This window comes from Methylobacterium sp. GC_Met_2, from assembly GCF_026540795.1.
Taxonomy (GTDB): domain Bacteria; phylum Pseudomonadota; class Alphaproteobacteria; order Rhizobiales; family Beijerinckiaceae; genus Methylobacterium.
Genome location: NZ_JALNUM010000005.1, coordinates 24,028 through 50,733, shown reverse-complemented (window position 1 = coordinate 50,733; position 26,706 = coordinate 24,028). Strand labels below are relative to the sequence as shown.

Below are 26,706 nucleotides of genomic sequence, written 5' to 3'. Positions count from 1 at the left end.
GTTCGCGCGGAGCATCCGTTACGGCTTATCCGACCTGCGGCAGCTCCCGCGGATCGGGAGCCAAGCAACTCAATCTCAGGTGCCCGATGTGCCGGTCCTGCGCGCGGCAGGCTCAACGACGAATTCGGACTCGATCGTCTCAGAAATCCGGCGCAGCCACTCCTCGGCCGACGCCGCACGCTCTTCCGCGAGACGGGCCCGCTCATCGGCGGCCTGGATCAGCATCGCGGCCTGCGCGTGGGCCTCTTCGGTGCGTTGATCGGCGGCGCGGACCTTCGCGTCGGCGTCCCGGAGATCGGCCTGGACCTGCTCGACCAGCTCCTGAACCCGCACTTCGTAATCCTGCGCGCGATCCTCGACTGCGCGGATGTAATGCGCTGCGCCACGCACCCGATCGAGCAAGCTCGACCATTTCGTGGCCGTCGGCACCGATCCCAGGACGACGACCTTGGACTCGGATCCGGCGCCATGCTCGCCCGATGCCAAAGCGTTCACCGGGTCGGACTCGATCCGTCTTGACTGGTCCATGGTCGATCCTGAAGCCGGGGCGGGAACGAAGACATCGGGACGCTCGTCCCTCAGCCTTCGAACTGGACCTGACCCATATGGCCGCCGAGCAGAAGTGTCTTGGCCGCCGCATCAATCCGCGAGAGCCACTTCTCGGCAGTGTAGGCCCGCAGGTCGGCGACCCGCACCTGCTCCTCGGCCGCACGAACCCAAGCCTCGGCCTCGGCCTGCAGGGTGCGCACCCGCGCTTCCGCCTCGGCGCGAATCTCCTCCACCTGCGAGTCGGCATCCGCCTGAACGCGCTGGAGTCGGATATCGGCCCGCGTCTGGATCTCGTGTGACCGCATCTCGGACAGCTGGAGCCGCTGCTGGGTCTCCTTCAACTCGCGCTGCAGGGTCTCGATCAGCACCTCGTGGGAGGCGCTCTGCTCCCGAAGGCGCTTCTTCTGCTCGTCGGCGAGGCCGACCATGCCGTTGATGATGTCGAGGGTCGTCATCCAGTCCGCGACCGCATCGGTCTGGGCTTCGGAGGACGACGGCATCGACGCTTCGCTCAGAGCCATCGTGGGCGCAGCGACCGGCTCCGCATCGTTGACGGCCGGCTCCGGCATCATCGCGGCGGGGCCTTCGTCGGTGTCTAGGCTCAGGCGCAGCGCCGGCATCTCGCCGTGACCGGAACTGGGTTTGAGCCTTAAGATCTCAGCCGAGGGCTTCTCGGAAATACGGTCCAGACTTTCCGCGACCTGCGTCAGAATGTGGGACCAAGAGGCTGTGGGCGCCGCGATCATGCTCATTGCTGCCTTTCCCGGGGCGAACATGGGATGATAAAGCCACAGACGTGGTTAATGAGCCGTTAATTGTGTATTCGCCCGCTAGCTTTTCATAAGCTCCTCCTAACCATAATTAATCTTCGTCGCCTTCGGCGGCACCAGAGATTCTTGGGTGGATTCGGCAGCTGTAGGTTGGCGATTCGTCTGGATTTCCTGGTCGTTAACGACCTTTTCAATCAGTCGATCGGCAGATATTTGTGACGCCAATCGATGATCATTGGCTTATAATAAGACGAATTACAGTCAATTTCATTATTTTGTGCATCAATTGCCACACAATATGGTATAATCGTTCTAACGTTTTGAGACACTATACATTATTTTAGGTATTTGTCCGAAAGTCAAAAAACTTTCGCATCGAATATTGGGATGGACTTCCAATATTCTGCACTTAATGGCGCGAACCGTGTTCCGAAGCGACCCAATCCGGCATCGATCCGGTGGGATGCCGCGGACGCGATTCTCACGGGTGAGCGGGCATCGACGCAGGGTCAGCGATCCGCGCCGGACGGAAGCGGGCGAAGCGCTCGGCCAGGATCGGGAGCACCAGAAGGTTCAGAACCGTAGAGCTGACGAGGCCGCCAAGGATCACGAGCGCCATCGGCCCCTCGATCTCCCGGCCGGGCTCCCCCGCGCCGAGGGCGAGCGGTAGCAGGCCGAGGCCGGTGACCAGCGACGTCATCAGGATCGGTACCATCCGGTCGGCGGCGCCTTCAGCGGCGGTGGCGGCATTCCAGGAACGGCCGTCCCGGTTCACCATCTGCTCGTAATGGGCGATCATCATCACGCTGTTGCGCAGTGAAATACCCGCCAGGGTGACGAAGCCCACGATCGAACCGAGCGATAGTACGCCACCGGTCAGCGCGGCCGCCGCGACGCCGCCCACGAAGGCGAAGGGCAGGTTGACGAGGACGAGGATCAGGTTCGCCGCGGATCCCGTGACGATCGCGAGCAGGACCACGATGCCGAAGCCCGCGAGACCCGCATGGAATAGGAGATCGCGCCGCGCGGCTTCCTGCGCCTCGGCCGCGCCCGAAAAGGTCACGTACACGCCTTCCGGCAAACGGACCTCCCGGGCGATCTTGCGCTTGGCCGCCGCCACGAAGGTCGCCACGTCGCGGCCCGCGACGTTGGCGGTGACCGCCTGCATCCGCTGCGCGCCGAGGTGCTGAACCTGATAGCGGCCGGCGCTCTCGTAGACATCGGCGACTTGCGACAGGCGCACATAGCGCCCGCCAGGCGCCCGCAGGGGAAGGTCGCCGACGGCGCTGAGGCGGCCCCGCACCTGCGCGTCGAGGATCACCAGCACGTTGACTACCGCGTTGCCCCGATAGCTCTGGCCGACGACATCGCCCTGATAGGCGGTACGCACCGCCTCCAGCACCTCCACCGGGTCGAGCCCCCAGTGGCGCAGATCCACCGGACGCAAGGCTACGGTCACCTGCGGCAAGCCGGCCGGCGCGGCCTGCTGAACATCGCGGGCACCCTTCACCTCGGCGAGTTCCCGGGCGACCGAGCGGGCGGCGGCTTCGATCCGGTCGAGGTCGCTGCCGATGACGTTGATCACCACCGAAGCGGTGAATCCCGAGACCGTCTCCTCGATGCGTTCGGTCAGGAAGGACTTGAGCGAGAAGGCGGCGCCGGGAAAGCCCGCGATCAAAGTCCGGATCTCCGTCTCGACCTTGCGCTGGGCGGCTCCGTCGAGGCCGGGCTCCAGATCGATGTGGATCTCGCTGTAATGCGGCCCCGCCGTGTCCTCGCCGGCCTCCGCGCGTCCGATCTGGGCGGCGACCGCCCGCACCCCCGGTATCGCTTTCAGATCGGCGGTGACGAGGCCGCTCAACCGCTGCGATTCCTGCAAGGCGGTGCCGGGTATCGCCACCATGTGGAGGATCATGTGGCCCTCCCGGGGGTCGGGGAGGAACACCGCTCCGAGGGTCGGTAGGATAGCGGCACCGCCAAGCGTCACCAGCACGCTCGTCAGGATCGCGATCCGCGGCACCCGGCCGATCCGCGCCAGCAGTCGGAGATAACCCGCGCGGCTCCAGCGTACGACCGGGGGCTCACGCCGGGCTCCGTCGCGGGTCGACCGGCCGCCGAGCAGGAGCAGCACGAGGGCCGGTGTCACCGTCAGGGCCACGAGGAGCGAGGCGACGACCGCCGCGACGTAGGCGAGCGCGAGCGGTCCGAACAGGCGCCCGGCCACCCCGGTGAGCGCCAGGACCGGCAGGAACATCAGGAGCACGGCGAGTGTCGCGTAGGCGACGGAACTACGCACCTCCAGCATGGCGCTCAACACGACGCGGGCACCGCCGCGCCCCTCGGCCCGCGCCGTCCGCAGTCGGCGGGATGCGTTCTCGACGCCGATCACCGCGTCGTCGACCACCTCGCCGATGGCCAGCGCCAGTCCCCCGAGCGTCAGGGTGTTGAGACTCTCGCCCCAGGCCTGAAGCGCGAGCGCGGCCGCGATCAGCGACAGGGGGATGGCCGTCGCGCTGATCAGGGCGGCCCGCCAATCGGCCAGGAAGACCAGCAGCACGATCACCACCAAGACGCCGCCGAGGGCGAGCGCCTGGATGACGTTGCCGGTGGCGACATCCACGAAGTTCGCCGGCCGGAACAGGTCGGCGCGCAGGGTCACGCCCTCCCGCTGCAGGACCGGGCGCAGTTCATCGAGGGCCGCCTCCAGGCGGGCCGTGACCGCCCTGGTATCGACGTCGACCTGGGCGCCGACCATCAGAAGCACGCCCGGCGCGCCGTCCACGAGGGCGGCGCTGATCGCGGGTTCCGGGGCCGCCGTCACCGTGGCGACGTCGGAGAGCAGCACGCTCGGGCCGCCATCGTTGTGCAGCACCGTCTGCCCCAGAGCCTCCGGGGTGAGCGACTGCCCCTCGGTCCGCAGCAGGACGCGTTGGTTCGGCGTGTCGACGAAGCCCGCCCCCCGAACGCCGGTCGCCTTCCGGGCCGCCGCCAGTACGTCGTTGAGGCCGATCTGGTAGCGGATCAGGTCGTCCGGGCGGATCTGGACCTGCAGCGAGCGCACCGCCCCGCCGTAGAGCGACACCTGGGCGATGCCCGGCACCGCGTGGAGGCGGCGGCGCACGGTCCATTCGGCGAGGTGGCGCAGGTCCATGGCGTCGCGCGAGGCCGAGGTCAGGCCGACGAGGAGCACGGTGAGCGTCGATGACGTGAGCGGCGTCATGGCGGGCGCCGCGACTCCGTCCGGCAGGCGCCCGGCCAGCGCCGCCAGCCGCTCGTTGACCCGCTGGCGGACCCGGTCGACGTCGCTGCCGGCCTTGAACACCGCGGTGATCACCGACAGTCCCTGGATCGAGGTCGAGCGCAGCGTCTCCAACCCGGGCAGGCCGCCGACCGCGACCTCGACCGGCTGGGTAACCAGCATTTCCACCTGCTCCGAGTCGAGGCCGGGCGCCTCGGCCTGGATCGTCACGGTCGGGGGCGCGAATTCGGGAAAGACGTCGTAGCGCGCGCCCGCCAGGGCGTAGAGGCCGAACACCAGGAGCGCGCAGGCCAGGGCCAGCACCACCCGCGGATGCCGGACGGCGAAGCCCAAGAGAGCAACCTGCGGCCCGCGAGCCGCCTCCTCCGGCGGCTCAGTCATCGTCGTCGCCCACGACGCGGATGCGGCTCTTCATCTCCTCGGAGAGGAGCGCCTGCCCGCCCCGCAGCACAATCTCGGCGCCGTCCGGCAGATCCTCGACCACGAACGAATCCGCCGACATGGGCGCGTCCGGACGGATCGCGTGCCGCACGAACGCGCCGTCGCCGGTGCCGCGATACACCCAGGCCCCCCCCTCCCCGTGGACCACCGCGTCCTCGGGCACGAGTACGCCGCGGACCGACCGCTCGGCCGGCAGGAAGGCCATCGTGCTGGTTCCGGGCAGGAGGCCGCTGTCGCCGGAGACGAGATAGAAGAAGCTCTGCCCCTGGATGCGGGGATCGGTCCGGGTCGCGGCCGAGACCAGCCGCATCGCGACCCGCACGCTCTGCGGCGGGACCTCGGCGAAGGCGGCCTCGGGCGGGGTCGCGAGGTTCTCGCCGGGCGGCAGCGTCACCTGGACCAGGAAATCGGCGCGCTCGATCAGGCGGGTGACGAGGGCCGTGCGATCGATGATCGCCTTGCCGAGCACCGAGCCCCATTCCTGTCGCGCGGTCGCGCTGAGCGTGCGCACCTGCGATTCGGCCGCCGTCTGGGCGGCGCGGTCGGTGAGCAGGGTGCCCTCGACGGTCTCGATCTGGGCGACCGCGACCACGCCCGCGCCGAGATTGCGGGCGCGGCGGGCGGCGCTGGCCGAGACCTCGACACGGGCCTGCGCCATCTGCAGCGCCGCGACGGCTCCGGCGTAGCTGTTGGTGAGTTCGGTGATACGGGCGATGTCGAGGACGGTGCCGTAGGCGGTCAGTTCCTGCCGGTGGGGTACGGCCGGACGGGTCTCGGCGACCAAGCCGATCCGCTCGCGCTCCGGCCCGGTCAACCGGATGAAGGTGCGCCCATCCTCGACGGCGGTACGCGGGGCCGCCAAGCGCATGTCGGCCGTGGGCGATCGGTGCAGGTCAGGTAGGAGCGTCTCAAGCTGCGCGCGCAATCCGTGCAGAAAGGTGGCAGCCCCAGCCGGGAGGATCGCGTCCGGCGCAGCAATGGCGGCGCCGGTCGCCACGATCAGCACGCCGCCGACGATCAGGCGCCCTCGCATACGCACGCCATGCCCCTCCGCGCCATTGCCGAAATGTCCCGGCTCCGATGCCGAATACACCCGGATGGGCTCGGCTCAAACTCGGTTGCAGCCAAAGGTGGGGGATGGGGGCAACGCGGGGACACGCATCTCGATGCGGCGCCTCATACCAGCCGGAGGCAATCACCGCTCACATACGAAAGCCCGCCTCGGCGATGCGAGGCGGGCTCTCGTGGAACGGGTTCGCGCTGCGGTAGCTTAGCAGCCGTCATCCTTCACCGGGGCGGTATCCCGATCGGCCACCGCCTTGTTCATGGCACCCACGGTGCCGGGGGACGCCGGCTGCTGGCCACCCGCGAGGTTCGCCGCACCCGGATCGGTCGAATTCGACTTCGCGCCCGGCGTGGTCTTCGCTTCGCGGTCCGCCGTCTGCGTGGCGCCTGCGTTGTTCATGGCGCCGACCGTGCCGGGCGAAGCGGGCTGATTGCCGCCGGCCAAGTTCTTGCTCGACTTGTCGACGTCCGAACTCTTGGGGTTTGCGGCGTGCTGATCGGGCGTCTTGGGCATCGTCGTCCCGGTCGCGCACGGAGCAGCGAGGGCGGGGCTGGCCGCGAGGGCCAAGAGCGCGACGGCGCTGACCAGGCGTGTGACCTTCATAAACGTTCCTCCAAATATTTTTACTCGGGGCTAATTGCCAAATCCACCTTGAAGTTCCGGTACGAATGCCCGGAACTTTGCCTTGTTGCAGCGCGAGCTGAGAATTCGTGCGCTTTGGCAGGCTGAATGTCTCTACAGCCGCGCTTCGTCGTCAGGCTTTCCGCGAGCCGCATCCGGCGACGATTCCGCGCCCTGCGCGGATGCGGTGCGGGATCACCCTTGCACACGCCGCCGGCCTGCTCAAAAGTCCCACCGGGCACTCCGCCGGAGGCGCGAGTCGGATCATCTCCGGCGGCGCGATGGCGTCGCGAAGGAGTCGATCCGTTGACGCGCGTGGACCTGAATTCCGATCTCGGCGAGGGCTACGGCGCCTATACCTGCGGCGACGACGCGGCGATCCTCGACATCGTGACCTCCGCCAACGTCGCTTGCGGCCTGCACGCGGGGGATCCCGAGATCATGGCGACGACCTTCGCCCTGGCGAAGGCGCGCGGCGTCGCGGTGGGGGCCCATCCGGGTTTTCCGGACCTGTGGGGCTTCGGGCGCCGGCGGATCCCGTTCAGCCCGGGTGAGATCGAGCGGCTGGTGGCCTATCAGGTCGGCGCCGCGCAGGCGCTCGCCACCTATGCGGGCCACCGCCTCACCTACGTGAAGACCCATGGGGCGCTGGGCAACATCGCCGCCGAGGACCAGTCCGTCGCCGATGCCGTGGCGCGGGCCGTCAAGGCGGTCGATCCCGGGCTGGCGCTGCTGGCCATCGCGCTGAGCGCCCAGGTGCGCGCCGGGGAGGCGGCGGGCCTCGAGGTCCATCAGGAAATCTTCGCCGACCGTGGTTACACCGAGGCGGGGCTGCTGATCCCCCGCAGCGAACCGGGCGCCTTCATCACCGATCCGGCCGAGGCGGCGGACAGGATCCTGCGCATGGTCCAGGGCGCGTTCATCCTGACCGCATCGGGCCGCGAACTACCGACCCCGATCCGCTCGATCTGCGTGCATGGCGACACGGCCCACGCGGTCGCCACCGCCCGGGCGGTCCGGGATCGGCTGGAGGCCGCCGGGGTGACGCTGGCATCGTTCCGGCCGTGAGTGCGGCTTCTTACGAGCCCCGGCTCCTCGATGCGGGCGAGGCCGCACTGGTGGTCGAGTTCGGCAGCACGGTCGATCCCGCGATCAGCAACCGCGTTCTGGCGTTGGACGATGCCCTCGGCGCCGATCCGCCCGAGGGCCTGCGCGAACGCGTCCCGACCTACCGCTCCCTGATGCTGCACTACGATCCGCTGGTGCTCGATCGCGCGGCGCTCGTCGAACGGGTCCGGGCCCTCGCGGCCGGGACGACCGAACGCACGGCCAACACCACCCTGTGGACGCTGCCCTGCTGCTACGCGGCCCCGCACGGCGAGGACATCAGCCAGGTCGCCGAACGCACCGGCCTCTCGCCCGACGCGGTGGTGGCGACCCATGCGGGGGCGACCTACCGGGTCTACATGTACGGCTTCGCCCCGGGCTTCGCGTATCTCGGCGGTTTGCCGGAGGTTCTCGCCGTGCCCCGCCGGGCGAGCCCGCGCCCGCCTCACCCGGCCAACGCCGTGGTGATCGGCGGCGGTCTCGCGGCGGTCGCCACCGTCCCGATGCCGACCGGCTGGTACGTGATCGGAGCCACCCCGGCCCGGCTCTACGCGCCGGAGCGCGATCGGAGCTTCTTCGTCGGCGCGGGCGATCTGATCCGCTTCGAGCCCGTGGATGCCGCGACCTTCGACGCGCTGTCGGCGCGGGAAGCTGCCGGCGAGCCGGTGGCCCGTCGCTGGGAGTCGCGGACATGACGGCGCTCGTCATCGCGGCCGCGGGCCCCGGGATCACGCTGCAGGATAGCGGCCGGAACGGCTACCTGCGCTACGGCATCACGGCTGCGGGGCCGATGGACCCGCTGATGCACGCCACCGCCAACCGGGCGGCCGGCAATGCCCTGGACGCCACAGCCATCGAGATCTCCACGGGCGGCGTCACGCTCTCCGCAGAGGGCGGTGCGATCGGGCTCGCGCTCATCGCGCCGGGCTTCCGGGTCGCTCTGGACGGCGCGGCGCTGCCCGATCGCACGGCCGTGACCCTGGAGGCCGGACGGACGCTCGTCGTGCGGGCCGGCGATGCGGGGTCCTGGGGCTATTGTGCGGTGAGCGGCCGCATCGCGGTGGCGCCGGTGCTCGGCTCCACCGCGACCCACACCCGCTCGGGCCTCGGCGGCCTCGACGGGCGCGGACTCTCGGCCGGCGACCGCCTGCCCGTGGACGAGACCCGATCCGGCGATGTTGCCTCGCAACGCCTCGTCATGCCCTGGCTGGACCGGGACCCGCGGGTGATCCGGGTGGTGCTCGGGCCGCAGGACGATTACTTCGCCGCAGATCAGATCGACGCGTTCCTGGCCGGGCCCTGGACGATCTCGCCCCGGGGCGACCGCATGGCCTGCTTCCTCGACGGGACGCCCCTGACGCACGCCAAGGGCCACGACATCGTCTCCGACGGGGTCGCCATGGGGGCGATCCAGGTGCCCGGCAACGGGTTGCCGATCGTGCTGATGGCCGACCGGCAATCCACCGGTGGCTATCCGAAGATCGCGACGGTCATCGGCCCCGATCTCGGCCGCCTCGCCCAAGTGCGCGGCGGGGCGCGGATCGCCTTCCGGCAGGTCACGGTGGCCGAAGCGGTGGCGGCGCGCCGTGCCGAGCGCGATGTCTTGCACGAACCGGTGGCGCGGGAGCCGGTGGTGCGGACGGATTTCGCCTCGGATTTCCTGCTCGGCCTCAACCTCGTCGGCGGCGTCGCCGATGGTCGCGCCTGACGATGCGACGCGCTATGGGCGGAGCGGCCCCGGCCGGGACGACAACGAGAAAGGCTCCCACGTATGGCTCACGCGGTCACCGCCTCGGGCACACCGCCCACGCGCAGCAACGAACCGCTCAACGCGGACAGCGTCCGGAAGGCCCGGATCGACCTCGCCGCCTGTTTGCGCTGGGCCGCGCGCAACGGGCTTGAGGAAGGCATCTGCAATCATTTCTCGGCCGTCCTGCCGGAGCGGCCCGACCTGTTCCTGGTCAATCCCTACGGCCTCGCCTTCGCCGAGGTGACCGCCTCGAGCCTGCTGCTCTGCGACTTCCACGGCAACGTCGTGGAGGGTGACGGTCAGCCGGAGGCGACGGCCTTCCACATCCATGCCGAGTTGCACCGGCTCAAGCCCCGCGCCCGCGCCGCCTTCCACACCCACATGCCCTACGCCACCGCGCTCGCCATGCTGGAGGGGCAGCCCCTGGTCTGGGCCGGCCAGACAGCCCTGCGCTTCTACGGCCGCATCGCGGTGGACGAGGATTACAACGGGTTGGCGCTGGATTCCCAGGAAGGCCAACGGATCGCCGCCAGCGCCGGGGAGGCCGATGTGGTCTTCCTGAAGAACCACGGCGTGATGGTGCTCGGCGAGACCGTCGCGGAGGCCTGGGACGACCTCTACTATCTGGAGCGTGCCGCACAGGCGCAGGTTCTCGCCCTCAGCACGGGGCGGTCGCTGAAGATCGTGCCCGAAGGTATCGTGAAGCACGTCGCCGCCCAGGAGGCGGCCGGCCGCGCCGAGAGCGCGCGGCTGCATCTGGAGAGCGTCAAGCGAGTCCTCGCCCGGGACGAGCCGGCCTTCCTGGCTTGAGCCGTTCGAGCGCCGGAAGGTCTTGATTTCAAAAGGTCGAGACCCGTTGCGGGTGCAAAGCAGAGCCCTGCGATCGTGTCAGGGCATTGCCCTGACGGCCCACCAGTGGGCACAGCCCTTTGGAAACCCAGGACCCGCCCATTCCGAACCGGGCGAGCTTCTTCAGGGCGCCCCCCGGATCCGCTCCAGCAGCGCGGCGTCAGCGTAGCCATCGGCCGGCAGGCCAATCGAACCCTGGAACGCGCGCAGTGCCGTCCGGGTCTTCGGGCCGATCTTCCCATCGATGCCGCCGGTGGCGAAGCCGCGCTCGGTGAGGCGGGTCTGCAGGTCGCGCCGCTCGTCCCCAGTGAGCGCCCGGTCCCCCCGGGGCCAGTCACGGACGAGGCCGGGATCGCCGCGCAGGCGGTCCGACAGCAGCGCGACGGTCAGTGCGTAGGCGAGCGCCGTGTTGTAGCGCAGGATCACCGCGAAGTTCGGTCGCAGCAGGAAGGCCGGGCCGCGGATCCCGGCGGGCAGGATCAGGGTCGCCTCCGCGGTCTCGTCTGGGATCGCGCCCGGACGAGCGGGCCGTACACCGAGCGCCTGCCACGCGGCGAGGCTGCGCGGCGTGGTCTCGTCAGCCAGGGCGGCGTCGAAGCCCTCGGGCAGCAGCGCCTCGGCGCCCCAGCCTTCTTCGGGCTTCCAGCCGTGGGCGCGCAGGTAATGCGCCGTCGAGGCCAGCGCATCCGGCACCGAGGTCCAGATGTCACGCTTGCCGTCTCCGTCGAAATCAACCGCATCGCGGAGGTAGACGCTCGGCATGAACTGGGTATGGCCCATCGCCCCCGCCCACGAGCCGGTGAGGCCAGCGGGCATCCGGTCGAGGGGCGCTTGGTTCCAGGCCAGGATCTGGAGCGCGGCCGAGAGCTCGTTGCGCCAGTAGGGTGCGCGAGCGGGATCGCCGCAGGCCAGCGTCGCCAGGGATCGCACCACCGGCTTCACCACAGCGAGGTTGTCGAGCACTGCGCCGAAGCTCGATTCCACGCCCCAGAACGCCGCCAGGATGTAGCGGTCGACCCCGTAGCGGGCCTCGATCGTCGCGAAGGTCTCGGCCTGCTCGGCGAGCTTGGCCCGGCCCGCCTCGATGCGGGCCGGAGTGACGCTGGCCTCGATGTAGTCCCAGAGCGGTCTTACGAATTCGCCCTGGCTCGCGGTGGCGGCCAGAACGTCGGGATCGGGCGTCAGGTTGGCGAGTTGGGCGTCGGCGAGGGTCTGCGGCACGGCCTGCGTGGTCGCGAAGGCGATGAGGTCGGCGCGACAGCTTTCGAAGGGCATCACGGGCGGGATTGCGTCGGGCGCCGCAACCGCGAGGGTCGGCATCAGGGCGCAGAATAAAACGGCTCTGCGGGTTCCCGGACAGGGGCGTGTTGGGCTGCTCATCGGCGCTCTGGGCTCGCATTCTGTAGGGGTGCCCAGCATACCCGGCCGATCGGGGCGGGTTCCAGCGGCGAACAGGCCCGCTTCGAAGTGTCGGAATCGCGCCAACGTGATTGCGCGGCCCTGCCGGATGGAAGACGACCCGGGCATCCTTCCTCAGGAGGGTCCAAAGGAGATCGACCGATGAAGCGGATAGCCTTCGCCACGATCGCTGTGGCTACACTCGCCGCCGGTCCCGCGCATGCCCTGGAGGTCATCCGCAGCCGCGACCTCCCCACACCCGCGGAGGCGGTCTGGGCGCTGGTCGGCGATTTCTGCGCCATCCAGTTCTGGCACCCGCAGGTCGAGCGCTGCATCCTGTCGGCCGACGACGACGATGACGGCATCCGCGCGCAGATCCGGGGTCTCGTGGTGAAGGGTGGGCTCGGCACGATCGTGGAGGTCGAGACCGCCCGCGACGAGACGGGCCGGAGCTACAGCTACGGCTTGATCCAGGGCCCCCTGCCGGTGCGCGCCTACAACGCGACCCTGGCGGTCCGGCCGAACGGCACCGGATCCACGGTGATCTGGAGCGCGACGTTCGACGCCGAGGGGATGCGTGATGCCGAAGCGGTCGCCGACATCGCCGGTGTGTTCGAGGCGGGGCTTGCCGGGATCGCCCGCGAGGCGTCCAGATAGCGTCCGGCCGAATCGGGCGGCCGCGCGATCAGATTCCCGGTCGGCGGCGTATCCCCCTCGTCCCGGCGCCAGCCGGCACCGATCTGAACGGCGTCGGGGCAAAGGATCGCCCGGCTCGATTGCCAGAGGCAACCTCACGAGGCCGAGACCCGCATGCGCCGCCACCGCCACGCCAAGATCGTCGCCACCGTGGGCCCCGCTAGTTCGGCGCCCGACCAGCTGAAAGCCCTGTTCCTCGCTGGGGTCGATACCTTCCGGCTGAATTTCAGCCACGGCACGCAGGAGGACCACGCCCGCGTCCACGCTGCGATCCGCGCCCTCGAAAAGGAGGTCGGCCGGCCGATCGGCATCCTGCAGGATCTGCAAGGACCCAAGATCCGAATCGGCACGCTGCAAGGCGGCCGACTGGATCTCGAGGCCGGCGAGCGGGTGCGCTTCGTCCTGGAAGGCACCGAGGGCGACAAGCAGACGATCCCGCTGCACCATCCGGAGATCTTCGATGCGGTCGTGCCCGGTCAGGAATTGCTGATCGACGACGGGCGGGTGCGGGTGCGGGTCATCGGACCGGAGCGCACTGCCATCATGGCCGAGGTGGTGACCGGTGGGGCGATCTCGAACCGCAAGGGCGTCAACCTGCCGGGCACGCTGCTCGACCTGTCGCCGCTCACCGAGAAGGACCGGGCCGACCTCGCCTTCGGGCTCGATCTCGGCGTCGACTGGGTGGCCCTGTCCTTCGTGCAGAAGCCGTCCGACGTGATCGAGGCCCGGGGGATCATCGGCGACAGGGCCGGGATCATGTCGAAGATCGAGAAGCCGCAGGCGCTGGAGCGGATCGACGACATCATCCGGCTCTCCGACGCCGTGATGGTGGCCCGCGGCGATCTGGGGGTCGAGATCCCGCACGAGGACGTTCCGGGCCGTCAGAAGGAGTTGATCCGCGCCTGCCGGCTCGCCGTGAAGCCCGTGGTGGTGGCGACCCAGATGCTCGACTCGATGGTCAGCGCCCCCGCACCGACCCGGGCCGAGGCCTCGGACGTGGCGACCGCGATCTACGACGGCGCCGACGCCGTCATGCTCTCGGCCGAATCGGCCACCGGACGCTATCCGGTGGAGGCGGTCGCGATGATGGACCGGATCATCCGCAGCGTGGAGGGCCATAAGCTGTACCACTCCATCGTGGCGGCCTCGGAGCCCGGCGAGGAGGAGACGCCGCCCCACGCGGTCGCCACCGCGACAGCCGACCTCGCCGAGGCGATCCATGCCGCCGCGATCGTGGCCTACACGTCGAGCGGAACGACGGCGGCCCGGGTGGCGCGCAAGCGCCCCGCCGCCGCGATCCTGGCGCTGACGCCGAACCTTGCGACCTCACGCCGGTTGAGCCTGTTGTGGGGCGCCCACAGCGTCCTCACGGACGATGTCGATTCCTACGAGGAGATGACGGCAAAAGCCTGCCAGCACGCGCAGGAAGAGGGTTTCGCCAAGCCGAACGACATCATCGTGGTGGCCGCGGGCATCCCGTTCCACACGGCGGGCAACACGAACAACATCCGGCTGATGCAGGTCTGAGTGTTACAAGGCTGACGGCGGGCTCCGCGGGTGGAACGCGGCCCGCTTCCCATCGTTGACTTGGAAGCTGCGCCGTTTTGGCGCGAAACTGAAGGGCCATCCCATGAACCTGATCGGACGCCTCGTCACCAAGCTCCTCGGCAACGAGAACCGCCCCATCGACCGCGACGACCGGAACGCCAGCACGGCGACGCCGATCGGCCGCCTCGTCACGAAGATCCTGGGCAAGTAAGCATCGACGCCGCGCGCCCCGGGCGCGCGGCTCCCGGCGATCAATCAGTTCGCGACCGCACCCGCGACTTCCTTGACGGTCGGCGCCGCCGGCACGGTGTGCTGCCAGAACGTCCCGGTCCGGCCCTTGGCAAAGCCCTCGTCGTAGAGGCTGCGCATGTAGGCGGTGTCGAAGCCCTTCGAGGCCGGTACCTTCGGACCACCCCCGTCGATGTAGGTCAGGTTGAAGCCGATGCCGTTGCCCCGCGCCAGCGCGTAGGTCGCGGTCAGCGTGGCCCGCGAGCGGGCGCGGCTCGCCGTCGTGAAAGAGCGCTCTACGATCGAGAGCGTGTTGTCCTTCGTCACCTCGAAATCTGGCTCCAGGCGGCCGTTGATCACGACGTAGATCTCGGCCTTCCCGCCCGTGCGGATTCGCCCGTCGCGCAGCAGCAGGGTCTGCGGCAGGGTGAAGACCGGCGTCACCACCGAGCCGTCGACATGCATCTCCTGGAAGCGCGCGTCGCCGGCCGAGACATCGATGAATTGCGGCGGGAACACCGCCGGGATGCTGGCCGAGGCGGCCAGCACGTCGCGGAACAGCTCACGGGCATTCGGCACGCCGCTCGCCGCGATGGCGCCCATGTTCCAGATGACGGCCCGCTGGGAATCGAGGTTGGTGGTCACCACGAGCAGGCGCCGGCCCTTGGCGTGCTCCTCGGCCACCGCCCGGATCAGATCCGGCGTGACGTAGCGGTCGATAAGGTTGCGCAGACGCCCGTCACCGAACAACCCGGAGCCGAACAGCACGTTGGCGATGTTGGGCGAGGCGACCAGCTCGCCGGCGACGCCGCTGGTGTAGAATTCGGTGAGATAAGCGTCGTAGCCGGACCCCAGGAACGCGAATGGCGCAATCAGCGCCCCGGTCGAGACGCCGGACACCAGGGTGAATTCCGGCCGCTGGCCCGAAGCCGTCCAGCCGTTGAGGACACCGGCTCCGTAAGCCCCGTCGCCGCCGCCACCGGACAACGCCAGGTAGTTGAAACTCTTATTCCGCCGCTGCGGGTTAGCGGCAAGTTCCGCGATCGTCTCCACCGAGGCGTCCGCGTAGACGCGCGCGCCGGGGATGCCCGGAACGCTCGCAAATGCGGCCTGCTCAGCGCTGTAAGGCGTCCGCGGAAGGCTGCCGCAGGCCGCCACCTGACCCGCCAGCCCGAGCGCGGCCAGCGCCCGCAAGCCTGTCCGACGGAAACCCATCCTCGTCACCCTGATCCGTGAAGCCCGGCCACCCTGCCACATGAAACGAGCTTGGCTGTGACGTACGTTCCGTCTTTGCCGCCCGGTGGGCCGGATAAAGATCTGCTGTTGCGCCCAGGTCACGATCCCACGGGATCGCGGCGCAAGCGAGGCCGGACGCGGTTTGGATGGCAGCGGGGCCCGTTCGGTGTGCGACGATGCCCGGGCAACGTGACGATGGCAGCATTCGCGAACCCGATCGCGCCATTGCCGGTGGACAGGGATTGCGGGGAACGGGCGAGCACCCTTGCAACGTTCGTCAGCGCCGCGCTAGGGTTCCGTGCGGCCTGGCGGGACAGGGTGTCGCACCGCCGCTCGGCCCGCCGTGATCCGATGCGCGGTCCGCGCCTTGGCGTGATCCGCCGTTGGACGGGTCGTTGGACCCGGGATGCGCGCGCCGGACCTTGACGCAGCGCGGGCTGCAGGGGGCGGAGGGGTAGATGGAAGCAGCAGTAGGCTGGACGGATGATCGCGTGGCGCTCCTGCGTCGGTTGTGGGAGGACGGGCAGAGCGCGAGCAAGATCGCGGCGCAGCTCGGCGGCGTCACGCGCAACGCGGTGATCGGCAAGGTCCACCGCCTGGGTCTGGCGGGCCGCGCCCGGGGTGGGGAAGAAGCCCCCGTCGCCGCGGTCCAGCCGGCGAAGGCCATCGAAATCGAGACCGCCATCGCGGTGGTTGAGACGCAGGCCCCCGAGCCGGTGGCGATCCTCTCGCATCGTCCGGCGCCGGCCTTCCCGGCGGCAGCGCCGGCCGCTTCGCCGACGCCCCTTGCGGTCTCCCAGCGCGTCACCATCATGGACCTGCGGGAATCTATGTGCCGCTGGCCGCTCGGCGATCCGACCACGCCGGAATTCCGGTTCTGCGGCGGCCGCTCGATCACCGGGCTGCCTTACTGCACCCATCACGCCGAGATCGCCTATCAGCCGGCGGCCGAACGGAAGCGGGATCGCCGCGTCGCCTCGTTCCGCTGATCGGCGGCTCCATTAGGGCTGGACCAGCCCGGCTGCGCGGAGATAGCGCGCGGTCGCCGGATTGATGCGATCCGCCGGCACGAGGCCGATCAGGTTTTTCGGGTGCGTCGTGGCGCCCCTGTCGCGGCCGAGCGCGCTGACGATCCGGTCGGCCGCGTCGCCCTCGAAGTCCCGGCGCGCCAGGATGAAGCTCCACGAGCCCACCGTCTCGATCGACTCTGCCTGTCCGGGGAAGCTGCCGGCCGGAACGGTCAGACGCTTCAGCGCGGCGTCCGGCTGCGCCAGACGCACGATCCCAGCTTCCGAGGGGCCGAAGAAGCGCGCCCCGCCCGGAGCCCGGGCCATGGTGGCGAAGCCCGGCCAGTCGAGCCCGCCGCCCCAAAGCGCATCGGCCTGACCATCGCGCACCAGCGTAGGGCCATCACCGGCGCGGTCGAGCAGGACCGGGCGGATGTCGCGCGCGGGGTCGAGCCCCGAAGCGGCGAGCGCGCTGCGGGCCATCACGGTAAGCCCCGACAGGTGCGTGCCCAGCACGACCGTACGCCCGCGCAGATCCGCCACCGATCGGATCGGGCTCGCCGCCGGCACGACGAACAGACCGGGCGTCGGGTACATCGGAGCCAGCACGGAGATGCCGCCGGCCGCCGTGAACGCGGGATAGGCGTACTCCCCCTGCACGAGACCCAGATCGACGCTGCCGGCCTGCAGGAGGCCGAGATTCGCGACCGAGCCGCCGCTGGCGCGGGGCTCGATGATCAGGGCCGGGTCCGCTTGCCGAATCGTATCCGCGAAGGCCGCACCGAAGGCCGGAAACCCGCCGCCCGGCGTCGCGGTCGCCAAGACTACGCGAACAGGCTCCTCGGACCGGGCCCGTCGGGGCGCGAGGAGACTCAGCGCTCCGAGGAGCGTCATCCGGCGGGTTGCCATCTTAATTCCCGAAGCTGGCACATGCATCGCCATCAACACTCTCGTCGCGCCGGCGCGCCGGACCAGCGCAGATCGGGAGAATAATTTTCTATTGGCTTCGCGACAGCCAGCAAGGCTGTTCCACGGCTTGGCAGAGATCGCAGCGAAAGCGGAAAGAACTTTTGATGTGGGCACTTAGCCTGATTGCCCCCGTGGCGGCAACGCGATATCGCAGCCTCCCGTCCGGGCCGATCCAAAACCTCCCGCCCGGGGGCCTGGTCTCGACCGACCGGACCCACATCTCACCGATCCCACTACGAGCAGGAGCTCCGCGATGGCCGATTCCCTCAACGCGCCGGCGAAGGTCGGCCATGGCCGTGTCTACGGCTCGATCACCGAGACGATCGGCAACACCCCCCTGGTCCGGCTGAACCGCCTGCCGAAGGAGCACGGGGTCGACGCCGAGATCCTGCTGAAGCTGGAGTTTTTCAACCCGATCGCGAGCGTCAAGGACCGTATCGGCGTCAACATGATCGACGCACTGGAGGCGTCCGGTAAGCTTCAGCCGGGCGGCACGCTGGTGGAGCCGACTTCGGGCAACACCGGCATCGCGCTCGCCTTCACGGCAGCGGCACGGGGCTACCGCCTGATCCTGGTCATGCCGGAGACGATGTCGCTGGAGCGGCGCAAGATGCTGGCGTTCCTGGGCGCGGAACTGGCGCTCACACCCGGCGCGCAGGGCATGAAGGGCGCGATCGCCAAGGCCGAGGAGCTCCTGAAAGAGATTCCCGGCTCGGTGATGCCGCAGCAATTCTCGAACCCCGCCAACCCCGAGATCCACCGGAAAACCACCGCCGAGGAGATCTGGAGCGACACCGGCGGCCAGCTTGACGCGTTCGTGGCGGGCGTCGGCACCGGTGGTACCGTGACGGGCGTCGGCGAGGTGCTGAAGCCTCGCCTGCCGACCCTGAAGGTCTTTGCCGTCGAGCCGGAGGATTCTCCGGTGATCTCGGGCGGCCAGCCGGGGCCGCACAAGATTCAGGGTATCGGCGCCGGCTTCATCCCCGACAATCTCCACACCGACATCCTCGACGGGGTGCTGAAGGTCTCCAACCAGACCGCATTCGAGACCGCCCGGGCGCTCGCCCGCCTCGACGGCATCCCAGGCGGCATCTCGACCGGCGGCAACGTCGCCGCCGCCCTCGAGCTGGCGAAGCAGCCGGAATTCAAGGGCAAGCGCATCGTTACGATCGCCTGCAGCTTCGCCGAGCGCTACATCTCGTCGGCGCTCTTTGAAGGGATCGGCTAAGCCGAACGCAGCCCGTTCCGCGACGGAACGGGCTCTGGCTCCGCTCCGGATCGAACGGCGCGGAGCCCTACCACCGGTGGATCCGATCGCGGGCGACCCTGCGGCGAACCGTACGCCGCTACGTTTCGCGTGGATGGCGTGGCTTGAGTTATATATTTCTACTGAACAATTGGCGGCGTCACATAGATTTACCGCTGAAAATGCCTACCAATTTCGGTATCGACGGCGATTATTTCCAACAAGATACAGATTTTTCTATCACTTTTATCGATCAACGTTGCATCTCCAGCCTGGATCTTCCTCGATCGTTCCGGTACCGCGAAAAGCGTGATCGGCCGGGGGTTCTGTCATGCGTTGTTTCGTCGTGATCTTGTGCTGCCTCTGGTCGCAAGCCGTGCTGGCGCTGGGTTTTGCGGTCCACGATCTCACGCCGCTGGCTGAGGACGCCCGCACCGCCCTTGGCAAGGATGCCACCGCGCAGGCGCAACCGTTCCAGCTCATGCTCACCTGCCCTGGCTGCGACGGCGCTCCGACGGTCGCGCTGCAGTTGGGCCGCCTCACGGACGGCACCGAGGGCCGGATCCGCACTGGCAAGACCACGATGGGCGCGCTGGAAACGATGTGCGTTAAGAAGAACCCGGATTGCCGGCTCACCACTCTGCCGGCCGGCCCGGGGGTCGCGTGGATCACGTCTTACGTCTTCGAGACGGGCGCCGGCGCGACAGCCATCGTCCTCCGTGACGGCGATCTACTGACGATCGATGCCCGGTCGATCGACCGCGGCGCGGCGGAGGATACGGTGCTGCGCCTGGCCCAGAAACTCCTGCCCCGCATCATCGGTCGCTAACGCCAGAACGCTGTTGCCCGCGCCCCATCGCCCGAGGGGCGCAACTCTCCCGCGCCGCCCCGGTTGTTCTGCGAAGACACGGAAAGGCGCGCCATGACCGGTCAGACAGGACGACCGTCCCTCAAGGACTTCGACGCGAACGCGGACCGAAACGGCCAGGATCTCGGACAGGATTCGCCGCTGGATATCGGCTCGGCTGCCCGCACGCAGGCGGACTTGAAACGGAACCCGGCGGGCGATGCCGAAGCCGCGCGGATCGCCTCCGGCACCCCCGGCTCCGATGCCACGGATGCGACCGAGGCCGAGACGCCGCGCGAGAACCTCGACAAGCTGAAGGGCACGTCCAGCGAAAACGCATCCGGCAGCGGCTCGGATCTGAGCGAGGCGATCGACCGCGCAACGGCCGCCGTCGGCCAAGACGACGGGAAGCGCTGATGGCCCGCCCGACCAGCGAATCCGGAACCGTCACCCGCAAGCCCGACGACGCGGTCGGGTCCCGCGGCGATCCGCCCGCCGGGGGCGGCCACCAGACGGCCGAACAGGCGGCCATCACCAACATGGGCGGGGGCGAAAAGCCCCAGCCGGAACCTCGCGAGGGTTGGGGCGACACCGGCGAGCCTGGGCGGTCGCCGCCGGCGATCGGGGGCTCGTCCGGTGGCCATTCAGATCAGAAAGCGTCCCGCGGTCCAGACGCCGGCGAGACGGTCGCGGACGGGCATTACCGGTCGGAACGGGAGAACCATGAATGAGCGAGCGCGAGGACACGGGTGCGAAGCCCGAGAAGCCGAAGAACGTCGCACCTGACGCGGTCAAGGATCCGAACGAGAAAACCGAGGGTCATCCCGGAGCCGGGCCGTCGAGCGGCGGGAGTCAGAACGACGAGACCGACCCAGGGAGCAGCTGACGCCGCCCGGACGGCTCAGGCGAGCCGGAACGGAATCGGATCTGTGGCCAGCTTCACGGCGTCCGGCCGGCAGCCGCTTTCGACACAGGCGTAGCGGATTGCATCCTGGCGGCTGCGGAAGATGCCCCCCGCACGCCCGCCGGTCTCGACAGCCACCCAATGGCCTGCGCCGTCCTGGCCGACGAGATAGGACAGGGGCGTGCCGGCGGTGGCCGGCAGGGATGAATTCAGTGCGACGGTCATGGTCGTCTGGGGGTTTACGCGGACCTCTCGGGTACCGCTATGCCAAGCTATGAAGCCCGGCATAAGGGTTCGATGGACTCGAGAGCGATCCGGAATAAGGGCTGCATCAGCAACCGGGCCTGAGCACCCGGTTGCCGGCCGTTCACGTCCGGTTGCCGGCCGTTAAGCTCAGGCCGCGCTGTCCTTGGAGGAGCGCTCGACGCGCTTGCGGTCGTTCGGATCCAGCACGGTCTTGCGCAGCCGGATCGACTTCGGCGTGACCTCGACCAGCTCGTCGTCCTGGATCCAGGCCAGCGACTTCTCTAGGGTCATCCGGATCGGCGGCGTCAGGCGGACGGCCTCGTCCTTCGAGGTGGTGCGGATGTTGGTGAGCTTCTTGCCCTTGAGCACGTTCACCTCGAGATCGTTCTCGCGGTTGTGCTCGCCGATGATCATGCCCTGATAGACCTTCCAGCCGGGCTCGATCATCATCGGGCCTCGGTCTTCGAGGTTCCACATGGCGTAGGCCACCGCCTCGCCCTTGTCGTTCGAGATGAGCACGCCGTTGCGGCGTCCGGCGATCTCACCCTTGAACGGCTCGTAGGCCTTGAACAGGCGGTTCATGATCGCCGTGCCGCGCGTGTCGGTCAGCAACTCGCCCTGGTAGCCGATCAGGCCGCGGGTCGGGGCGTGGAACACGAGGCGCAGGCGGTCACCGCCCGACGGCCGCATCTCCAGCATGTCAGCCTTACGCTCCGACATCTTCTGGACGACGACGCCCGAGTGCTCCTCGTCCACGTCGATCACCACCTCCTCGATCGGCTCGAGGAGGTTGCCCTCCTCGTCCTTCTCGAAGACGACGCGGGGACGCGAGACCGCGATCTCGAAGCCTTCGCGACGCATGGTCTCGATCAGGATGGCGAGCTGCAATTCGCCGCGGCCGGACACGTAGAACGAGTCCTTGTCGGTCGCTTCCTCGATCTTGAGCGTGACGTTGCCCTCGCCTTCCTTGAACAGGCGGTCGCGGATCATCCGGCTCGTGACCTTGTCGCCCTCGGTGCCGGCCAGCGGCGAGTCGTTGACGATGAACGACATCGTCACGGTGGGCGGATCGATCGGCTGGGCCTGGATCGGGGTATCGACCTGCGGGTCGCAGAAGGTGTCGGCCACCGTGCCCTTCATCAGGCCGGCGATCGAGACGATATCGCCCGCCTCGCCGATGTCGATCGGCGCCCGCTCCAGGCCGCGGAAGGCGAGGATCTTCGAGACGCGCCCGGTTTCCACGACCTTGCCGTCGCGCGAGAGCACCTTGATCTGCTGGTTCGGCTTCACGGTGCCGGAGGCGATACGGCCGGTGATGATCCGGCCGAGGAACGGGTTGGCCTCCAGCAGGGTGCCGAGCATCCGGAACGGACCCTCGTCCACCCGCGCCGGGGGCACGTGCTTGAGCACGAGTTCGAACAGCGGCTCCAGGCCCACCGACGGGTCGGCATCAGGGCTGTCGGCCATCCAGCCGTTGCGGCCGGACCCGTAGAGGATCGGGAAATCCAGCTGGTCGTCGGTGGCGTCGAGGGCGGCGAAGAGATCGAACACCTCGTTCACCACCTCGGTGATGCGGGCGTCCGGCCGGTCGACCTTGTTGATCGCCACGATCGGGCGCAGGCCGATTTTGAGGGCCTTGCCGACCACGAACTTGGTCTGCGGCATCGGCCCCTCGGCGGCGTCGACCAGCACGATCACGCCGTCGACCATCGACAGGATGCGCTCGACCTCGCCGCCGAAATCGGCGTGGCCGGGGGTGTCGACGATGTTGATGCGGGTGTCCTTCCAGACGACCGAAGTCGCCTTCGCCAGGATCGTGATGCCACGTTCCTTCTCGAGGTCGTTCGAGTCCATCGCCCGCTCCTCGACCCGCTGGTTCTCGCGGAAGGTGCCGGACTGGGCCAGCAGCTTGTCGACGAGCGTCGTCTTGCCGTGGTCGACGTGAGCGATGATGGCGATGTTGCGCAGATTCATGTCGGCCCGAAACGGGTTGTGCCGGCTCCCTGGCGGCCGCGCGGCGCGGCCGTCCGCGCCGGTCCAGGTACGGAGTCGTGGTGGTTGCGTCGCAATATAAGGACACGCGCTCCGGGGCAAGGCCGACGCGTGCATGGTTGTATCCTGCCAGGCCCCTAACTGCCGGATGGCGAGGGCTCGACACCTCAGTGGGGAATAGCGGAATGCGCAAAATGCGCGCCCCTCCCGCAGAGGGAAAAAGGTGTGGGGGAGAAGGCCCGGACCGCCGGACCCGTCGAGACGGCATTGCCTGAGCTCGGAAAATCACCGGCGGTGGCGATTCGCCGCCCCGGCTTCTTCGAAGCGACGGAGACGAGCGAACGACGACGGGCGGGAAAGGGGCGCTCGTGACGGCGGGGGGCAGTGGCATGGGGGCGGCGGCCGCCCGCAAGCCGGCGGAGGACGGTTTCGCCGTCGAGATCCTTTCGTCCGCCGGCAAGGGCGAAGCGCTGGCCCAGAAGCTAAGCGGATTCGGCGTGACCGGCTCAAACCAGTCCCCGAGGGCCTTCAGCACGTCGTCGACGGAGCCATTGCGCGCTGGGACCGAATTGATGTCCTGGTCAATAGCGCCGGCCACGGGCCCCGGGCGCCGCTGCTCGACATCACGGACGCCCAGTGGCACGCCGGTTTGGACATCTGGCTGATGAACGTCGTGCGCTCGCTCCGCCTCGTGACGCCGATCATGAAGGCACAGCGCGCCGGGGCGATCATCAACATCTCGACCGCCTGGGCCTTCGAGCCGAGCCCGATGTTCCCGACCCCGGCGGTGTTCTGCGCGGGGCTCGCGGCCTACACCAAGCTGTTCGCAGACAGCTACGCCGCCGACAACGTCCGCATGAACAACGTGCGCCCCCGCTGGATCGACAGCCTGCCGGCCACGGAGGAGCGCCGACAGAGCGTACCGATGGGCCGCCACGGACGCATCGACGAGATCGCCGCGACGATCGCGTTCCTCGCCTCCAATGGTGCCGCCTAAATCACCGGCCCAAACCTGCGTGTGGACGGTGGCCTGACCGCGCGGTCGCCCTGTTCAACCCGGACGATGCGGCTGCGCGGCAGCCATGCGATCGAAGGCGCCGGCCTTCTCCCTATATGACGGATTGATGACGCCGCAACGCGGTCCACCAGTTCGCGCAGGGCGGACCTCTCGGGTGCATTGGATGAAACCAGACCGCTGGGCTACCGTGTTGATCCTGAGCCCACGCATGGGCGCGGCGAACCGGTATGACCTCCGCTCCGACGGCAGCCCCATGGAACGAGCCGATGCGCGCGCTTGAGCCGCGGCTGTTTCCGTACATCTGGCGCTATTCGAAGGCAGACCAGTTCCGGATCTGTGCCGTCGTCCTGGCCTCTCTGCCGTTTTACTTCGCCTCACTCGACCTGCCCAAGCGCATCGTCAACGACGCAATTACCGGCAAGGCCTTCTCCCACGGCGAGGCGACCGCTTCGTTCCTAGACATCACCCTGTCATGGCCTCAGCTGCTCGGTGGCGGGACGACGCGGCTGTTCGAGGGGTTCCAGGTCGACCGGTTCGAGCTGCTGCTCGGCCTTTCCACCCTGTTCCTCGGCCTCGTGCTGATCAACGGGGCCTTCAAGTTCTGGATCAACCTGCAGAAGGGCATCTTGGGCGAGCGGATGCTGCGGCGCCTGCGCTTCCAGCTGTTCTGCCTGATGCTCCGCTTCTCGCCGGAGACGCAGCGGGAGGTGAAATCCTCCGAGACCGCGACGATCATCCGCGACGAGGTCGAGCCGATCGGCTCCTTCATCGGCGATGCGATCGTGGTTCCGGTGTTCCTTGGCACGCAGGCCGCAACCGCGCTCGCCTTCATCCTGATGCAGAACCTGTGGCTCGGCCTCGCAGCCGGCGGCATGGTCGCGGTGCAGATGACCGTGATCCCGCGGCTGCGACGGGAGATCATCCGTCTGAGCCGTCGCCGTCAGATCGCCTCGCGCGCCCTCGCGGGCCGCGTCGCCGAGGTGCTCGACGGGCTGCCGGCGGTGCTGATCAACGATACCGGCCGCTGGGAACGGGCGGAGATCGGCGGGCGGCTCTACAGCCTCTACGACCTGCGCCTGCGGATCTACCGGCGGAAGTTCGCGGTCAAATACCTCAACAACCTGCTGGCTCAGGTGACGCCGTTCCTGTTCTACGCGATCGGCGGCGTCTTCGCCCTGAAAGGCGAGCTCGATATCGGCCAGCTCGTGGCCGTGCTCGCCGCCTATCGCGACCTGCCCCCGCCCCTCAAGGAGCTGATCGACTGGGATCAGCAGCGCCTCGACGTCGAGGTGAAGTACGAGACCGTGGCGGCGCATTTCGGACCACAGCGTCTGCAGCCGGCCGAGCCGGAACTCGGTGAGACGCCGCCGCCGCTCGGTGGCCCGCTCCGAGTCGAGGGCCTCACATTGCGCGATCCGCAGGGCGGTGGCCCAATCGAGGTCGGCGACGCCGAGGTGCCATTGCCGACGCGGCTCGCCCTCATCCCGCCCGGCCCGGCAGCCCAGGAATTCGCCCGCGTCCTCGCTGGCCTGCAGACGGCGCCGGGCGGCACGATTCGGATCGGCAAGCACGACCTGTCGACCCTGCCGCGGCCGGCCCACGCCTATCGAATCGCCTTCGCGGGCGTGGAGCCGGTCCTGTTCCCGGGAACCTTGCGCGACAACGTGCTCTACGGCCTGCGCATCCGGCCGCTGCGGACCGGTAGCCTCGATCTCAGCAAGATGCGGATCAACGAGGCGGTGAAGACCGGCAATCCCTGCGACAGCATCAACGACCCGTGGATCGACTATCGGCACCTCGGGATCTGCGACGTCGGAGAACTCGACCCCCACCTCCTCGATCTGCTGGGCCGGCTCGATCTCGGCGACGACCTGTATCGCTTCGGCCTCGGCGCCCTCAGCTCGGTCACCCACGAGACGCCGGTGGGCCAGCGCATGATCGCGGCCCGGGAGCACCTGCGCGCGCATTTCGTCGACAAGGGTCTCGCCGACCTCGTGATCCCCTTCGCCCGCGGTCGCTACAACGATCAGGCGACCGTCGGCGAGAACCTGCTGTTCGGGGTCCCGCGCGACCCGACGCTGTTGGACCCGCAGCGCCTCGCCGCTGCCCCGCTGTTCCGCGAAGCGCTGGAGGAGGCGCACCTCCTCGACGACCTCGACCGCATGGGTGTGGCCATCGCCACCAGCCTCAAGGACATCTTCGCCGACGTGCCGCCCGGCCATCCGCTGTTCCGGCGCTTCTCGCTGATCACGCCGGATGCCCTGCCGGATTATCTGCGCCGGCTCGCACGCCTGCCCGAGGATGGGCGCCTCAGCGAGGCCGACAGCGTGGCGTTCCTCGCCCTCACCCTGGCCTATGTCGAGCCGCGGATGCGCTTCGGCCTGCTCGACGAGGCGCTGAGCCAGCGGATCGTCGGCGCGCGGACCATCGTCCAGCGCCACATGCACGGCGACCATGGCTGCGACGTCGAATCCTACGATCCCAACCGGATCAACCCGCGCAGCACCGTGCTCGATAACCTGCTGTTCGGCCGCATCGACACGGCGCGGATGCACGGCGAGGCGATCATTCAGCGGGAGGCGCGGGCAGTGTTCCGGGAGTTCGACCTGGAGCGCCCGATCCAGCTGCGCGGTCTGGATAAGGAGGTCGGCAATCGCGGACAGCTCCTGACCGAGCGCGTGCGGGTGCGGATCGGCCTCGCCCGGGCCATCCTGCGCCGGCCGGAGGTCCTGGTGGTCGACCGGGTTGACGAGTTCTTGGAGCATGGCATCGACACGCTGCTGGATGTCGCGGAGGCCACCCTGCCCCAGGCCAGCTTGGTGGCCAGCCTGTCGGCAGAAGCGGATGCCGCCCGGTTCCCCGCGCGGCTGCCGCTGCGCAAGCCGGAGGAACGCCTGAAGGCCGCCGAATGATCGCGGCGTGATCCGAGCACGGGCTTGCGGTTTACAGCCTAGCCCGT

Annotated in this window: 24 protein-coding genes and 1 pseudogene; 15 read left to right on the top strand and 10 right to left on the bottom strand. The window is 68.8% G+C overall.

Annotated elements, in window-relative coordinates:
• Nucleotides 1-75: 75 nt before the first annotated feature.
• The 5 genes from OXS49_RS03375 to OXS49_RS03355 all read right to left on the bottom strand — a co-directional run bounded on the left by OXS49_RS03375 (nt 76) and on the right by OXS49_RS03355 (nt 6,688).
• Entirely contained in the window at nt 76-528 is a 453-nt protein-coding gene (locus tag OXS49_RS03375) for a hypothetical protein (RefSeq protein ID WP_267421797.1), read from the bottom strand.
• A 50-nt stretch (nt 529-578) separates the two neighbouring features.
• A complete protein-coding gene (locus OXS49_RS03370; RefSeq protein ID WP_267421796.1) occupies nt 579-1,169 on the bottom strand; it encodes a cell division protein DivIVA in 591 nt (196 codons plus the stop codon).
• A gap of 631 nt (nt 1,170-1,800) precedes the next feature.
• Nucleotides 1,801-4,959: an efflux RND transporter permease subunit gene (locus OXS49_RS03365; protein ID WP_267421795.1), complete on the bottom strand. Its 3,159-nt coding sequence runs from the start codon at nt 4,957-4,959 to the stop codon at nt 1,801-1,803.
• The gene (locus OXS49_RS03360) at nt 4,952-6,052 is read right to left on the bottom strand and encodes an efflux RND transporter periplasmic adaptor subunit (protein WP_267421897.1); all 1,101 of its coding nucleotides are present in this window, start codon (nt 6,050-6,052) and stop codon (nt 4,952-4,954) included. Before OXS49_RS03360 ends, OXS49_RS03365 begins: the two co-directional genes overlap by 8 nt.
• Before the next feature lie 237 nt (nt 6,053-6,289).
• Nucleotides 6,290-6,688: an exopolysaccharide production protein YjbE gene (locus OXS49_RS03355; RefSeq protein ID WP_244004961.1), complete on the bottom strand. Its 399-nt coding sequence runs from the start codon at nt 6,686-6,688 to the stop codon at nt 6,290-6,292.
• A 324-nt stretch (nt 6,689-7,012) separates the two neighbouring features.
• On the opposite strand from OXS49_RS03355, the gene OXS49_RS03350 reads away from it, so the two are divergent.
• The 4 genes from OXS49_RS03350 to OXS49_RS03335 all read left to right on the top strand — a co-directional run bounded on the left by OXS49_RS03350 (nt 7,013) and on the right by OXS49_RS03335 (nt 10,373).
• Nucleotides 7,013-7,774, top strand: a complete 762-nt coding sequence (locus OXS49_RS03350) for a 5-oxoprolinase subunit PxpA (protein WP_267421793.1) — start codon at nt 7,013-7,015, stop codon at nt 7,772-7,774.
• Nucleotides 7,771-8,508, top strand: a complete 738-nt coding sequence (locus tag OXS49_RS03345; RefSeq protein WP_267421791.1) for an allophanate hydrolase subunit 1 — start codon at nt 7,771-7,773, stop codon at nt 8,506-8,508. The genes OXS49_RS03350 and OXS49_RS03345 overlap by 4 nt, the downstream gene beginning before the upstream one ends.
• Nucleotides 8,505-9,521, top strand: a complete 1,017-nt coding sequence (locus OXS49_RS03340; RefSeq protein ID WP_267421790.1) for a biotin-dependent carboxyltransferase family protein — start codon at nt 8,505-8,507, stop codon at nt 9,519-9,521. Before OXS49_RS03345 ends, OXS49_RS03340 begins: the two co-directional genes overlap by 4 nt.
• A 63-nt stretch (nt 9,522-9,584) precedes the next feature.
• On the top strand, nt 9,585-10,373 hold the full coding sequence (locus tag OXS49_RS03335; protein WP_244004954.1) for an aldolase: 789 nt from the start codon (nt 9,585-9,587) through the stop codon (nt 10,371-10,373).
• Between the two features lie 162 nt (nt 10,374-10,535).
• Here the strand turns inward: OXS49_RS03335 and OXS49_RS03330 are convergent, their stop codons facing one another.
• A complete protein-coding gene (locus OXS49_RS03330) occupies nt 10,536-11,732 on the bottom strand; it encodes a lytic murein transglycosylase (protein ID WP_346016925.1) in 1,197 nt (398 codons plus the stop codon).
• Nucleotides 11,733-11,972: 240 nt separating this feature from the next.
• Between OXS49_RS03330 and OXS49_RS03325 the strand changes: the two genes are divergently transcribed.
• From OXS49_RS03325 to OXS49_RS03315, 3 genes are all read left to right on the top strand, one after another.
• Nucleotides 11,973-12,467: an SRPBCC family protein gene (locus OXS49_RS03325; protein WP_267421786.1), complete on the top strand. Its 495-nt coding sequence runs from the start codon at nt 11,973-11,975 to the stop codon at nt 12,465-12,467.
• Between the two features lie 153 nt (nt 12,468-12,620).
• Complete coding sequence (gene pyk / locus OXS49_RS03320) at nt 12,621-14,033, top strand: pyruvate kinase (protein ID WP_267421785.1); 1,413 nt, start codon at nt 12,621-12,623, stop codon at nt 14,031-14,033.
• A 103-nt stretch (nt 14,034-14,136) separates the two neighbouring features.
• On the top strand, nt 14,137-14,265 hold the full coding sequence (locus tag OXS49_RS03315; protein ID WP_192706684.1) for a TFIIS helical bundle-like domain containing protein: 129 nt from the start codon (nt 14,137-14,139) through the stop codon (nt 14,263-14,265).
• Between the two features lie 44 nt (nt 14,266-14,309).
• Here OXS49_RS03315 and OXS49_RS03310 read toward each other — a convergent pair whose 3' ends face one another.
• Nucleotides 14,310-15,497 (bottom strand): patatin-like phospholipase family protein, encoded by a 1,188-nt coding sequence (locus OXS49_RS03310; protein ID WP_267421783.1) that lies wholly within the window; start codon nt 15,495-15,497, stop codon nt 14,310-14,312.
• A 479-nt stretch (nt 15,498-15,976) separates the two neighbouring features.
• On the opposite strand from OXS49_RS03310, the gene OXS49_RS03305 reads away from it, so the two are divergent.
• The gene (locus tag OXS49_RS03305; protein ID WP_267421780.1) at nt 15,977-16,507 is read left to right on the top strand and encodes a GcrA family cell cycle regulator; all 531 of its coding nucleotides are present in this window, start codon (nt 15,977-15,979) and stop codon (nt 16,505-16,507) included.
• Nucleotides 16,508-16,519: 12 nt separating this feature from the next.
• Here the strand turns inward: OXS49_RS03305 and OXS49_RS03300 are convergent, their stop codons facing one another.
• A complete protein-coding gene (locus tag OXS49_RS03300) occupies nt 16,520-17,434 on the bottom strand; it encodes a TAXI family TRAP transporter solute-binding subunit (RefSeq protein WP_267421777.1) in 915 nt (304 codons plus the stop codon).
• Between the two features lie 313 nt (nt 17,435-17,747).
• On the opposite strand from OXS49_RS03300, the gene cysK reads away from it, so the two are divergent.
• The 5 genes from cysK to OXS49_RS03275 all read left to right on the top strand — a co-directional run bounded on the left by cysK (nt 17,748) and on the right by OXS49_RS03275 (nt 20,473).
• Nucleotides 17,748-18,722 carry a cysteine synthase A gene (gene cysK / locus OXS49_RS03295; protein ID WP_267421775.1) on the top strand — a complete coding sequence of 325 codons (975 nt, stop codon included), beginning with the start codon at nt 17,748-17,750 and terminating at the stop codon, nt 18,720-18,722.
• A gap of 394 nt (nt 18,723-19,116) precedes the next feature.
• Nucleotides 19,117-19,569: a hypothetical protein gene (locus OXS49_RS03290; protein WP_267421773.1), complete on the top strand. Its 453-nt coding sequence runs from the start codon at nt 19,117-19,119 to the stop codon at nt 19,567-19,569.
• Nucleotides 19,570-19,662: 93 nt separating this feature from the next.
• Nucleotides 19,663-20,004, top strand: coding sequence for a hypothetical protein (locus OXS49_RS03285; protein WP_244004938.1), 342 nt, complete (start codon nt 19,663-19,665; stop codon nt 20,002-20,004).
• The gene (locus OXS49_RS03280; RefSeq protein ID WP_267421771.1) at nt 20,004-20,318 is read left to right on the top strand and encodes a hypothetical protein; all 315 of its coding nucleotides are present in this window, start codon (nt 20,004-20,006) and stop codon (nt 20,316-20,318) included. The genes OXS49_RS03285 and OXS49_RS03280 overlap by 1 nt, the downstream gene beginning before the upstream one ends.
• Entirely contained in the window at nt 20,315-20,473 is a 159-nt protein-coding gene (locus tag OXS49_RS03275) for a hypothetical protein (protein ID WP_244004934.1), read from the top strand. The genes OXS49_RS03280 and OXS49_RS03275 overlap by 4 nt, the downstream gene beginning before the upstream one ends.
• A 15-nt stretch (nt 20,474-20,488) precedes the next feature.
• Here the strand turns inward: OXS49_RS03275 and OXS49_RS03270 are convergent, their stop codons facing one another.
• Nucleotides 20,489-20,716, bottom strand: coding sequence for an RAG2 PHD domain containing protein (locus OXS49_RS03270; RefSeq protein WP_244005094.1), 228 nt, complete (start codon nt 20,714-20,716; stop codon nt 20,489-20,491).
• Nucleotides 20,717-20,884: 168 nt separating this feature from the next.
• Complete coding sequence (gene typA / locus OXS49_RS03265) at nt 20,885-22,711, bottom strand: translational GTPase TypA (protein WP_267421764.1); 1,827 nt, start codon at nt 22,709-22,711, stop codon at nt 20,885-20,887.
• A gap of 407 nt (nt 22,712-23,118) precedes the next feature.
• Between typA and OXS49_RS03260 the strand changes: the two are divergent.
• A pseudogene (locus tag OXS49_RS03260) lies at nt 23,119-23,726 on the top strand (SDR family oxidoreductase).
• 287 nt (nt 23,727-24,013) lie between these two features.
• Complete coding sequence (locus OXS49_RS03255; RefSeq protein ID WP_267421762.1) at nt 24,014-26,659, top strand: ABC transporter transmembrane domain-containing protein; 2,646 nt, start codon at nt 24,014-24,016, stop codon at nt 26,657-26,659.
• The last annotated feature ends 47 nt before the right edge of the window (nt 26,660-26,706 follow it).